At 38.1% G+C, this 12124-nt stretch carries 11 protein-coding genes and 2 pseudogenes; 12 read left to right on the top strand and 1 reads right to left on the bottom strand.

Annotation, left to right across the window (positions count from 1 at the left end; genetic code table 11):
- The first annotated feature begins 13 nt into the window (after positions 1 to 13).
- The 10 genes and pseudogenes from rpsN to ACYVRS_RS14740 all read left to right on the top strand — a co-directional run bounded on the left by rpsN (position 14) and on the right by ACYVRS_RS14740 (position 8484).
- Positions 14 to 283 carry a 30S ribosomal protein S14 gene (rpsN, locus tag ACYVRS_RS07440; RefSeq protein WP_312542578.1) on the top strand — a complete coding sequence of 90 codons (270 nt, stop codon included), beginning with the start codon at positions 14 to 16 and terminating at the stop codon, positions 281 to 283.
- Positions 284 to 305: 22 nt separating this feature from the next.
- Positions 306 to 425, top strand: a complete 120-nt coding sequence (locus ACYVRS_RS07435; RefSeq protein WP_461203066.1) for a putative metal homeostasis protein — start codon at positions 306 to 308, stop codon at positions 423 to 425.
- A 23-nt stretch (positions 426 to 448) separates the two neighbouring features.
- Entirely contained in the window at positions 449 to 619 is a 171-nt protein-coding gene (gene rpmF / locus ACYVRS_RS07430) for a 50S ribosomal protein L32 (protein ID WP_461203065.1), read from the top strand.
- A 38-nt stretch (positions 620 to 657) separates the two neighbouring features.
- Complete coding sequence (locus ACYVRS_RS07425) at positions 658 to 1059, top strand: hypothetical protein (RefSeq protein WP_313540297.1); 402 nt, start codon at positions 658 to 660, stop codon at positions 1057 to 1059.
- 15 nt (positions 1060 to 1074) lie between these two features.
- Positions 1075 to 1482: a NusG domain II-containing protein gene (locus ACYVRS_RS07420; RefSeq protein ID WP_312499245.1), complete on the top strand. Its 408-nt coding sequence runs from the start codon at positions 1075 to 1077 to the stop codon at positions 1480 to 1482.
- 53 nt (positions 1483 to 1535) lie between these two features.
- On the top strand, positions 1536 to 2462 hold the full coding sequence (locus ACYVRS_RS07415) for a metal ABC transporter substrate-binding protein (RefSeq protein WP_461203064.1): 927 nt from the start codon (positions 1536 to 1538) through the stop codon (positions 2460 to 2462).
- Positions 2463 to 2631: 169 nt separating this feature from the next.
- Entirely contained in the window at positions 2632 to 3477 is an 846-nt protein-coding gene (locus ACYVRS_RS07410; RefSeq protein WP_461203063.1) for a PRD domain-containing protein, read from the top strand.
- A gap of 95 nt (positions 3478 to 3572) precedes the next feature.
- Complete coding sequence (locus ACYVRS_RS07405) at positions 3573 to 5420, top strand: beta-glucoside-specific PTS transporter subunit IIABC (RefSeq protein ID WP_461203062.1); 1848 nt, start codon at positions 3573 to 3575, stop codon at positions 5418 to 5420.
- Between the two features lie 15 nt (positions 5421 to 5435).
- A pseudogene (locus ACYVRS_RS07400) lies at positions 5436 to 6845 on the top strand (glycoside hydrolase family 1 protein).
- A 452-nt stretch (positions 6846 to 7297) separates the two neighbouring features.
- A pseudogene (locus ACYVRS_RS14740) lies at positions 7298 to 8484 on the top strand (MFS transporter).
- 52 nt (positions 8485 to 8536) lie between these two features.
- Here the strand turns inward: ACYVRS_RS14740 and ACYVRS_RS07380 are convergent.
- Complete coding sequence (locus ACYVRS_RS07380; RefSeq protein ID WP_313537948.1) at positions 8537 to 9682, bottom strand: cation:proton antiporter; 1146 nt, start codon at positions 9680 to 9682, stop codon at positions 8537 to 8539.
- Positions 9683 to 9956: 274 nt separating this feature from the next.
- On the opposite strand from ACYVRS_RS07380, the gene ACYVRS_RS07375 reads away from it, so the two are divergent.
- A complete protein-coding gene (locus ACYVRS_RS07375; RefSeq protein WP_461203061.1) occupies positions 9957 to 11318 on the top strand; it encodes a WD40/YVTN/BNR-like repeat-containing protein in 1362 nt (453 codons plus the stop codon).
- A gap of 127 nt (positions 11319 to 11445) precedes the next feature.
- Entirely contained in the window at positions 11446 to 11886 is a 441-nt protein-coding gene (locus tag ACYVRS_RS07370; RefSeq protein WP_461203060.1) for a single-stranded DNA-binding protein, read from the top strand.
- Positions 11887 to 12124 lie beyond the last annotated feature (238 nt).

Here is a 12124-nt window from a genome sequence, read left to right as displayed (position 1 = left end):
AGGGTCTGTTTACATGGCAAAGAAATCTAAAATCGCAAAATATAACAAGCAAGTCGAACTCGTTGAACAATATCGTGCACAACGTATGGCATTAAAAGAAGCCAAAGATTATGCAGGGTTAGCCAAACTGCCGATCGCCTCAAATCCAAATCGTTTGAAAAAACGGGATATGATCGATGGCCGCCCTCGAGGCTACATGAACAAATTTGGCATGTCACGGGTCAATTTCCGTAAATATGCCCATTTAGGTCAAATTCCTGGCATCAAAAAAGCCAGCTGGTAACATTCAATAAGGAGGACACCTCATGGAAAAAACAGACTTGTCCAGCGCATATCGACGATTGAAAAGCCCCAATATCAAAATGCGAAAACGCGCATTGAAAATCATACATGACGTCAAACGCAACAAAAAGAAAAGCAATTAACTGTATAGAAAGAAGGAAAACAAATGGCAGTTCCAGCAAGAAAAACGTCTAAAGCAAAGAAAAATAAACGACGTACCCACTACAAAGCAGCAAGTCCAGCTATTTCATTCGATGGGTCCACAGAGACTTACAAACGGAGTCACCATGTATCCTTGAAAGAATACAAAGCGCAAAACCCGATCACACCGAAATAGCATTTGCGCTTCATTATATTAAAGAAAGCAGGATGCACATGCAGATTATCTATCCAGCACTTATCGAAGAAGCATACCGCCATAGCAAGAAGTTTGACTCTAGTCTGACCAAAGAAGAAATCTATCGTCATTTCTACCAAGCAGGCTTGATCCAGGAAAATGGGGAGCCGACAGAAGCGGCTTTGTCTGAAGGCTATGTCAAAGACTATACCGAAGACTGGGATTTGGATTTTGAAGGATTTTTAGCATTATATCCTGTTTTCAAAAAATTTGATGCCAAACATTTCAAAAAAATCGATCACTTTTGGGAAATGGATCTGACTTTGCAAGAAAACATTCTTGATCAGTGGGAACATGAAGCGTTTAGCGATGAAGAAACCATTGACTTAACGGCTTTCTTTGAAGACCGTCTTTCTACAGAGTTTCCAACCCATGGATAGACAACGGGGTGCTGAATGAAACAGACCGCTAGAGGGTTGTTGCGCATACTAAGACCGTATGATTATTTGATTATCTTCCTCTTGATCGTGGGTTCTTTTTTGCCTTTGGTTCTGTTTCAAACCCAAGCGCAAAGCCAAACCGGAGATCGATATGCGGTCATCCGGATCAATGGACAAGAGGTTGATCGTTTCAATTTAGACGCGCTTTCAACGTTAGAAAAAACCTACTATCCTGCACAAGGACAATACAATATTATCGAGATCGATGATGGTCGTATTCGTGTGAAGGAGGACAATAGCCCCGATCAGATTGCCGTCAAGACGGGTTGGATCTCAAAGAACGGACAAACAAGTATTTGCTTGCCCCACAAATTGGTGATCGAAATCAAGCAATCTGGTGCAGAGGATTATTTCATCTATTGATCTGCCAATCATCCGACAGGTTGACAAAACCTATATAGATTGAAGGAAAACCTATGAAAAAATGGATATTTGCTGCGGCACTTTTATTTTCAACCAGTATCTTTGCTGCCTGCGGCACGCAAGGCACAGCTTCATCAGCAAGCAGCACAAAAAATGATGACACAATCAATGTTGTGACAACATTCTACCCGATGTATGAGTTTACCAAAGCTGTCGTTGGAGATGAAGGTGATGTCACCTTATTGATCCCTGCGGGGAACGAACCTCATGAATATGAACCCAGTGCACAAGACATGACGAAAATCACTGATGCAGATGTTTTTGTATACAATAGTGATGCATTGGAAGGATGGGCAGCCAATGGGTTGGACACAGTGGATACAGACAAAACGAAAGTGATCCAAGCAGCTGAAGGCATTACATTGTCTGAAAGTGATGGCGCCAGTGAAGAGGCTGGAGAACTTGATCCCCATGTATGGTTAGATCCAGTTCTTGCAAAACAGGAAGTCGAAACGATCACTGCCGGTTTAACGGATCAATTCCCGGATAAAGCAGATGTGTTTGAAAAAAATGCGGAGGCGTATATTGCAAAATTAACTGACCTAGACAAAAAATATCAAGCAGCATTTGACAATGCTACCCAACGCTCTTTTGTGACGCAACACGCAGCGTTCGGGTATCTGGCAAAAGAATATGGATTGACCCAAGAGGCAATTTCAGGGATTTCTCCTGAAGAGGAACCAAGTGCAGCAAGACTTGCTGCACTAAAAACATTTGTTGAGGATCACGACCTGTCAATCATCTACTTTGAAGAAACAGCATCATCGAAAGTTGCCGAAGCATTAGCAGATGAAACTGGCGTAGCAACCGAAGTGCTAAACCCAATCGAAGGTATCACCCAAGCGGATCTAGATGATGGTGTGACCTATTTATCGATCATGGAAGATAATTTGAAGAGTCTGATGAAGACGATTAAATAATGTGGATTGCTATTTTCTGTATTTGATAATAATTTTTATTGGGTTGACAAATCAGAAAACGCTTGCTATTATGACGGCATAGGGCTTGTTACTAGTAAATTAGGCAATACCCGAATAGAGTGAGTAAATCTCACTCTATTCGGGTATTTTTTTTGGAAGGGGCGATGAGGTGAGGGTAAAGAGGATTTTCAATAACAATGTAATCTTGGTTAGAGATGATAATGATTTAGAGAAAATGTTATTAGGAAATGGTATAGGTTTTAATAAGCGTGTTGGAGATAAAGTCGATATACATCAAGTTGAAAAAATCTATGCTCTATTACCAGATAATAATATTGAAGACTTTGAAGAACTTATTAGTAAAGTACCAATTGATCACTTAATGATTACAAAACGAATTATAGATGTTGCAGAAAAAGAATTTGGAAATTTTTCAGAGTTAGGAAGTTATGTTGGTTTAGCAGACCATATAAATCATATGATTATACGAGCAAAGAAAGATGAGTATATCCCTAACGCCATGTTATGGGAGATAAAAAAATTTTATCCTAGAGAATTTAAAATAGCATTATTAGCCCTAAAAATGATTGAAAATGACTACAAAATTCATCTGCCTGAAGATGAGGCAGCGTTTATTGCGTTTCATTTTATTACAGGAAAACAAGAGCGTTCCAATAAAACGAGCGTTGCAGTCAAGTTAGCTACAATACAGGACATCTTAAATATTGTAAAAGTTCATTATATGATGGAATTTGAGGAAAGTTCATTGAATTTCATTCGATTTGTTACACACATACGATTTTATCTGGAATGTATAGGAAATAAAACGATGTCTTCAAACCCCGATAATTATTTATTTGAACAGGTTTTAACAAAATATCCACAATCTTATGAATGTGTAAAAAAAATAAATGCTTACTTAGAAAAAAAATTTACGCAAGAATTGAATGAAGATCAACAGTTGTACTTTATGCTTCATATACAGCGTCTTACGAATAGAGAAGTTACAATTTAATATATAAAAGGCTTGTTACTGATTTTTCAGGCAAAACCTAAATCAATACATTTGTGTTGATTTAGGTTTTTTTTAATAAAGAGGAGGAAATATAAATGAAATATGAAGAATTAATCAAAGTGATCATATCTGGTGTTGGAGGTGAAAAAAATATAAAATCGGTTACTCATTGTATGACTAGATTGCGATTTAATTTAGTAGATGATAATTTAACAGATCAAGAATTGATTAAAGAAAATGATGGAGTAGTAAATGTTTTAAACAAAGGTGGTCAGTTCCAAGTAGTGATTGGTACACATGTAGAGGACGTTTATCAGGAGTTGATAGATACAACTAATTTGTCTAGCGATTCAAAGGAAGAAAATCAACCAAAACAAAATATGATTTCAGTTTTTTTTGATACGATAGCTGGAATCTTTATTCCTATAGTAGGTGCTTTAGCTGGAGCAGGAATGTTGAAAGCAATTCTTTCGGTCGCTACGGCAATGAGTTGGCTTTCGCCTAACTCTCAAACATATACAATATTATTTATGATATCAGATGTTGTATTTTATTATTTGCCATTTTTTATCGCAATTTCAGCGGCTAAAAAATTTAAAACAAGTGCTTTCTTAGCACTGATTTTTGCAGGAATGCTTGTTCATCCAACATTTGTTGGATTGAAAGATTTAGGTGAATCAGTGTATTTCTTAGGTATTCCTCTGAGATTAGCCACGTATTCTACAAGTGTTGTACCAATTATCTTGATTGTATTTTTTCAATCTTATGTAGAAAAATATGCAAAAAAAATCTCACCAAACGCTGTTAAAACGTTTTTGGTTCCGATTATTACTATACTGATTACTGCACCAGTTGGATTAATCATACTAGGACCTGTAGGAGCGATTGCCGGAGATTATTTAGCAACATTCTTTAATTTTCTAAATGAGCGTATAAGTTGGTTAGTTCCTACTTTAGTGGGTGGATTCTTTCCACTATTAGTCATGACAGGAATGCATTATAGTGTAGGTGCAGCTCAAGCTGTGCAAAGAGCTTCCGTTGGGTATGCCACCATATTGGCTCCAGGAGCGCTAGCAAGTAACATGGCCCAAGCTGCTGCTGTACTGGCTGTATCTGTAAAATCAAAAAATAAAAGTATAAAAACCTTGGCAACGTCGGTAGGTATTACTGCTATATGCGGAATAACAGAACCAGCATTATATGGAATTACTTTAAAGTATAAGCGACCTTTGTACGCTACGATGTTAGCAGGGGGAATTGCGGGATTTTATTCAGGGATTATGGGAGTCAAAGCCTGGTCTGCAGGTACTTCAACAATATTTGCATTGCCTATATATATTGGTGAAGATAATTCATTTATGCATGCTTGTATAAGTGTGGCTATAGCACTGGTATTAGGATTTGTTTTTTCCTTTGTTTTTTATAAAGAGGAATCTGTTGCACTGGAACAAGAAACAGAAAAAAATAACTCGATCTATAAAAATAAGAAGACTATAGAGCTTATTTCTCCAATCAAAGGAAAGACATTATCACTAGATCAAATTGAAGACGAGGCTTTTTCTTCTTTAGTAATGGGTAAGGGCGTTGCTATTGATCCTGCAGAGGGTATTTTGGTAGCACCATTTGATGGGAAAGTCACTATGTTATTTAAAACAAAGCATGCTCTAGGTATCAAATCCGACGAGGGCGTCGAGATACTAATTCATGTTGGTTTGGATACAGTAAAACTTGAGGGTAAATATTTTGAAACATTCGTATCTGAAAATGATCGCATAACAAAAGGGCAAACATTGGTTTCGTTTGATAAAAGCAAGATTAACACTGCAGGTTATTCATGTATTACACCTATTATTGTAACTAATAGTCAAGATTATTTAGATGTTATTGAAACTAAAAATACTAACGTTACGACAAATGACTTGCTTCTATCAATCATAGATTAAGAAAGGTAGGATTTTATGGGATTTCCAGCAGAATTTTTATGGGGTGGTGCCAGTGCCGCCAATCAAAACGAAGGTGCATATAATGAAGGTGGCAAAGGGCTATCGATACAAGATGTTATGCCTAGAGGTGTAAAAGGCTATGTGACAGATGCACCAACAGAGGATAATCTGAAACTAATAGGAACAGATTTTTATCATAAGTACAAGCAAGATATCTCGCTTTTAGCTGAGTTGAACATAAAAGTGTATAGATTTTCGATTGCTTGGACACGAATTTTTCCTACTGGGATTGAGGTAGCGCCTAATGAAGAAGGTTTAAAATTTTATGATAACTTAATTGACGAATGTATAAAACATGGCATTGAACCATTGATTACTTTATCTCATTATGAAACACCGTTGTATTTAGCGAAGAAATATGATGGCTGGAGAAATCGAAAGATAATTGAACATTATTATAAGTTTGTCGAGGTGTGTTTAAGAAGATATCATACAAAAGTAAAGTATTGGCTTACGTTTAATGAAATAAATATTAGTTTAATTTCCCCATTGTTAGCTGCCGGTGTGTTAACTGATAAAAAAAAGATATCAATGTCAGAAAGATATCAAATTGCTCACCATATGTTAGTAGCAAGTGCTATGGTAACGAAATTAGCGCATGATATTCATCCTCAGTTAAAAATAGGATGTATGGTAGCTGCCTCAGCAAAATATCCTATGACGTGTAATCCTATGGATGTTCGGGAAGCTGAAATGCAGAAACAAGAAGTAGATTTTTTTACCCATATTCATTGCAAAGGGGAATATCCTTACTATGCAAAAAGGCTTTTTAAAAAGTATGATGTCAAGTTAGATACAATTGACTCTGATTTTGACATACTAAAGAACACTGTGGACTTCATTTCATTTAGTTATTATAATAGTAAAACTGTAGCATTGGATGAAACGAAGTACGAGCAGTCTGAAGGGAATTTATTGCGCGGATTAAAGAATCCATACGTAGAGTATAGTGAATATGGTTACCCAATCGATCCGACTGGTTTGTATTTGACGCTCCATGAATACTATGACAAATATCAATTACCTTTATTTGTGGCAGAAAATGGTCTTGGACAAAAAGACGTAATCGAAATTGATGAAGATGGTAATCCTACAATCGATGATCAATATCGAATTGATTTTCTAAAAGAGCATTTAAGTGCAATTAGGCTGGCAGTAGATGATGGAGTTGACGTATTTGGCTATACAATGTGGGGGATAATAGATTTAGTTTCTGCTGCTTCAGCGGAAATGGAATAAAGATATGGATTGGTCTACGTGGATCGCGATAATGACGGACAAGGCACTTTAGCACGTACGAGAAAAAAATCTTTCTTTTGGTTTAAGAAAGTTATATCAACAAATGGTACGGATTTAGAAAAATAAATACAAATAATTAGAAAGCATCTATCCATGTTTGGAGGATGCTTTCTTACTGAATTTATCTGTATACGAACTGCTTGGATTAATTTTTAGTATTGATATACGGGGGAAATGAATCTAAATTTATGAATCCTCCTGCCTTCCATTCTCTGTATGCCGATAATCACTCGGAGAAATCTCTGCTTTATTTTTGAACAATCCATTCAACCAAACTGTATTGTAAAATCTATGATTGAACATATCGTATAACTTTTCAAAGATATATACACAAAGAAAAAAATTATGTCGAGAAGAAAATCAAGCAATTTAAAAACGTCTGAACAACATATATTTATATAGTCAAGACCTATTTTATTGTGTATAATTCTCTTAATTTCCAGTGATAAAAGAATGTAAGCGTATCATTTTACGCGAAAGAAGAGCACTTTAAAAATAAAGGTAAATGAGGAAGAAGAATGGAAAAGAAGCTGCATTATCATTATGTGTTGTTACAAGGGAGCTACTATGCAGTAGCAGCATGTTTTATCGGTTATATGGTGCCAGTTCTACAAAAGCAAGGGTTTGATCATGCCCAGATTGGTGTGTTCTTAAGCATTTGTGCGTTATTCAATGTTTTTTTTCAGCCAGTGTTTGCTCAGTTTATGGATCGCTTTGGTTCGAAGATATCTTTTAACCATTTGATTGCAGGAATGGTTATGGTCAGTATGGCTGTATCAGGTGTGCAACTGCTTTAACCTAGTTTTCTGGCTACTTTATTTTTATTTGCTTTCTATGGTATTTTTACTTTTGGCATGGTTTCTTTTATTGATGCGATGTCAACACTGTACTTTTTTCAAGGAAAAAAGATCAATTACCCAGTTGCCCGCGGTGTAGGATCATTAAGTTATGCTGTTAGTGCGATCTGTGTCGGATTCCTGGTTCAGCCAACTACAATATTGCTTACCCAGTTCTTATTGTTCATCCCGCTATTGATTGCAGTGTTAATGATTGATTCAATCAAAGGTGTAGAGAGTACAGAAGTGACTACAGAGAAAATGATGTCCTTTGGTCAATTAATAAAAGCTTATCCATTATTCAAATTTTTCTTGATTGCGATCATGATTTCATTTATTGGAAAAGAAATGGCAAGTAATTTTTTGATTGATGTGTACCGCGCTGTAGGAGGGAGCAGCCGTTCCTATGGCGTCGGTAGCTTTATTCTAGCAGCTAGTGAGATACCAGCTGCTATCTTATTCACGAAGCTTTCCAATAAATTAGGGATCTATCGACTGATGCTTTTTCTTTCTTCTTTGCCGGGATACGTATTTTGTTGATTATGCTGGCACCATCGCTATTCCTTTTGAATGTGGCTCAGGCTTTTCAAATGTTAGGAAATGGGTTGTTTTGGGCAGGAAATGTGCAGTTCATTCTCACGATATTGCCACCGGTCTATTCTGTCAAAGCGCAAGCGGCTGTCGGTGTCTGTTATTTAGGCATAGGAAGTGGTGTGGGCAGTTTGGTGAGCGGATTTATTTTAGCGTATACAAATCTGACCACGCTATTATCAATAGCGGCCTTCCTTTCATTTTTAGGTTTGACGATTCTTTACTTGGGCAAAAAATATCAACCGATACGTGTCCCAATTGTGATCAAAGAGGTATAAAGAACAAAACGATGCAACAACCAGCAAAGAACCGCTGGTTGTTGCATCGTTTTTACGTGTAAATTTTTCGCGTAAAGTATTTAAGTATCAACGGGGAAATCAAGGTACTGAATAAGACGACGATGACCAGCGGTGAATAATAGGTGGCAGCAATCAGTTGGTTTTGTTGACCGATCTTTAAAATGATCAAGGCCATTTCTCCTCTGGAAATCATGCCTGCACCCACCATCCATGCACTTTGATTTGAAAATCTAGCTAATTTTCCGCCTGCAAAGCCCCCCACTAATTTTGTACCAACAGCAATTGCTGTAAAGAGGAGAATAAATCCAGATTGTGTGATCAGACTAGACAGATCAACAGATAGACCCACGCTGACAAAGAAGACGGGAATAAATAAGGCATAGCCGATTGCTTCTATATTGACCATTACTTCGCGTTTGACTTTGGTTTGACCCACAGCGATCCCTGCAAAGAATGCACCAATCACTGAACTTAATCCGACGATATCCGCCAAGTAAGCCATCGAGAAACAAAGGACCAAAGAGGCGATGATTACGGAAGCCGTAGTGGATAGTTTTTCTGCAAATGAGAACAACAAAGGGGCCAACCATTTAACGATCAAAAAGATTAGACCAAAATACAGCAACTCTTCAACGATCGTCAGCGGCAGTGACGGACTGTCAGTGTTTGCGCCTAGAAATGATAAACTCAGACTCAGAATCAATACGACCAGAATATCATCGACGACCGATGCCCCCAGAATCGTTGAACCTTCTTTAGTATTGACGACGCCTAATTCTTTCAGGACTTCGACCGAGATACTTACGGATGTAGCAGATAAGACAATACCGAAAAAGAAACTTTCCGCGTGAGATCCTGTTGGCCCCAATCCTGCGAGCCAACTGACACTCATGGGCAGTAAAATCCCTAAGACTGCCACAAACATCCCCGGTTTGAAGTATCGTTTCAGCAAAGAGAGATCACTTTCCATCCCAGCCAAAAACATCAGCAAAATGACGCCTATCTCAGAAAAATCGGTCACTAGTATATCCGGCTCAACCCAGTTCAGACCCCCAGTTCCTAAAAGAATCCCAGCCAATAATTGGCCAATCACAGCGGGTACGCCAAACCGTTTGGCGATTTGTGCAAATAAGGTGGTCGTAATCAAAATCAAACATAAAATACCGATAAAAGCCATTCAATCTTCCTTTCTGATAAAAGTGTGATTTTATTATAGCACTTAATCATGTAATTAGATTGAGAATTGACTGTATATAATTAGCGAACATCTCTGTGAATGTCAGCTTACAATAATGGTTCAAAGAATTTTTTGCTAGAGTAGATGTATAAGAATAGTTCATAAGGACCATATTACTCTCATACATCGTTTTCTTAATCTATCTTAAGATGTATTGTGAGAAAGGATGCATTGATTTATACTGTTTTTATTGAAAATAAAAGGTGGATCCTTCATGAAAGAAAGAAAAACGGCGTTCATTCGCATTGCATTAGGCATTGGTTTGACGTTGATCGTGATCGGACTTGTGGTGTGGTTTGGACTTGGGTTTTCGCTAGGCCGTTTTGTCAGCTCGCGGACAGAAGCAACAGCGACTACGCAAACGACTGAAACGGCACAAGCAAAGATCAAAGAACAGAATGTAGATTATTTCAATCAATTTTTACCCTTTGAGAGTGACTATAGTTATGATCCAAGTACCCAAGGATTCAATTTGTTCTATGATTTGATGCGTTTTTTTGCTTCAGAAAAAGTAGACGACGATGTGCGGATCGAGTCATATAGTGTCAGTGGTGCAGCGTATGAAGAGGGCGTCTTGACTGTCAAATTTACGGTGTGGCCGACAACGATCAATCGTGATCAAATGGTCGCGTATTGGGGCAAAGTCTCGGATGATGGGTCTGTTCGTGACATTTGCTGGCAAGTCACGGTCGACACAACGAGCCAAGGGGATACAGCGATCACCAATGTAGCTACAGGAGATGCCAGCGTCATCACAGATGACAACAATCAAATGACGACGGATACGAACAACAATCAGTCGATCAACTATAAAACAGAAGTTGGGAAAGACCAACTCAAATTGACCTATGACGGTTGGAAAAATCAAGTCATTCTTCCTTATGCATTGTCAGATTTTTTTGGTGGTGAATATAGAGGAGATAAGCAGTCCCTGATCGATCAAAGTTATGTATTGACCCCAGACCAAACAGGGTTTATCCGCACAGCCTATGCCAGTGATAATAGCGCCAAGCAAACCGTTTATTATACCTACACAGAAGACCAAGGCAGTACTTGGAAAGATGTTATCTTAGAAAAAGAAACGGCTGTGATCCGTTATCGGAAAGTTACTTTTGGCGATGATGGGTTTGGCTATATCTTTTTGTCTGGCGGCAGGGTCATGGGTCAAGAAGGGTATCTGTCTTATACGACGGCTGATGGTGGTAAAACATGGACCTCTCACCAAGTGGTCAAAGGTGTCAGCAGTCTGTTGACGGATGCATGCTATATCAATGAAAAACTAGGCTTTATGAGTTTGGGGGGCACCACACCATCTGAACCCAATTTGTATGTAACCACAGATGGGGGAAATACTTGGCTGCAGTCCTCATTTGTTATGTCAGATGAGCTGAAGAAGGTCTTTATCGTTGCGGAAGCACCATATGAAGAAGACGGTGTATTGAAAGTGAAAGTCAACCAAGGGGTCACAGGCGATTATCAAGGCGGAAACGTAAAAGGCGTATTCACCTCCAAGGATCAAGGGCTGACCTGGACATTTGATCATGAAGAAACTGCGGATACAACAGAGGCAGGATGAAATCTTAAGTTTCAATTAATAAGACAAACAATGGGCTGAGATTTGTCTTTGGCGATTGCATCTATTTAGGAATATGATAGACTAGAGCTAATTATCCATATGCAATATATCAAACAAGAGTGAGGGAATGAACGTGGCAGCAAATCAAGTGATCTTGGTTGGTAAAATCGCTGAAATGACATCAGTGACCAATCAGGACGCAACCGGCATTCGTTTTATATTAATGGTCAAAACAAATTGGCAATCAGCCGAGGAAGCAGAATCTTTTGAATGTGTGATTTTCGGTAAGCAAGCAGAAACATTCAAGCAATACACACAAATTCATGCAACCGTCAAAGTGACGGGACATTTGCATAGTTGCCCCCATCAGACAGAAGATGGCCAACGGTTTTGCGGTGCAGAAGTCATTGTCGATAGTTTCCAATTGTTGGAACGACCTGAGCCTGTGTTGGCCAAAGTCCAAGAAGACAGCACAAAAGGGATTGCAACAGATAAAAAACAAAATAAAGAACAAGATCCTTTCAAAAATCAAGTGTTAGAATTTTTGAAAGACAATCGATTCTTATAATCAAAAACACGTGCCTGTTTGCAACAAACATAGGTACGTGTTTTTGATGTGATAGAAATATTCATTGCCGCTGTTTCTTTTGAAAAGTGAGCTTCTGGGTCGGCATGCGCGATCGAATCAAAGGTATTAGGATCTTTCAAAAAGAGCGTATCTTGCGGATAGATCAAGTCTGGATGCGCAATTTTAGTTATATATTATGAGTGTTATATCTGTTATTTCTTGATGCGTAAACGGTTTG

The organism is Enterococcus salsurae (assembly GCF_054784955.1).
This window is presented reverse-complemented; position numbering and strand designations above follow the sequence as displayed.

Bases quoted from the DNA above. Each gene is read 5' to 3' on its own strand.
- rpsN (WP_312542578.1), top strand. From the start codon at position 14: ATGGCAAAGAAATCTAAAATCGCAAAATATAACAAGCAAGTCGAACTC.
- ACYVRS_RS07435 (WP_461203066.1), top strand. From the start codon at position 306: ATGGAAAAAACAGACTTGTCCAGCGCATATCGACGATTGAAAAGCCCC.
- rpmF (WP_461203065.1), top strand. From the start codon at position 449: ATGGCAGTTCCAGCAAGAAAAACGTCTAAAGCAAAGAAAAATAAACGA.
- ACYVRS_RS07425 (WP_313540297.1), top strand. From the start codon at position 658: ATGCAGATTATCTATCCAGCACTTATCGAAGAAGCATACCGCCATAGC.
- ACYVRS_RS07420 (WP_312499245.1), top strand. From the start codon at position 1,075: ATGAAACAGACCGCTAGAGGGTTGTTGCGCATACTAAGACCGTATGAT.
- ACYVRS_RS07415 (WP_461203064.1), top strand. From the start codon at position 1,536: ATGAAAAAATGGATATTTGCTGCGGCACTTTTATTTTCAACCAGTATC.
- ACYVRS_RS07405 (WP_461203062.1), top strand. From the start codon at position 3,573: ATGAAATATGAAGAATTAATCAAAGTGATCATATCTGGTGTTGGAGGT.
- ACYVRS_RS07380 (WP_313537948.1), bottom strand. From the start codon at position 9,682: ATGGCTTTTATCGGTATTTTATGTTTGATTTTGATTACGACCACCTTA.
- ACYVRS_RS07375 (WP_461203061.1), top strand. From the start codon at position 9,957: ATGAAAGAAAGAAAAACGGCGTTCATTCGCATTGCATTAGGCATTGGT.
- ACYVRS_RS07370 (WP_461203060.1), top strand. From the start codon at position 11,446: ATGAACGTGGCAGCAAATCAAGTGATCTTGGTTGGTAAAATCGCTGAA.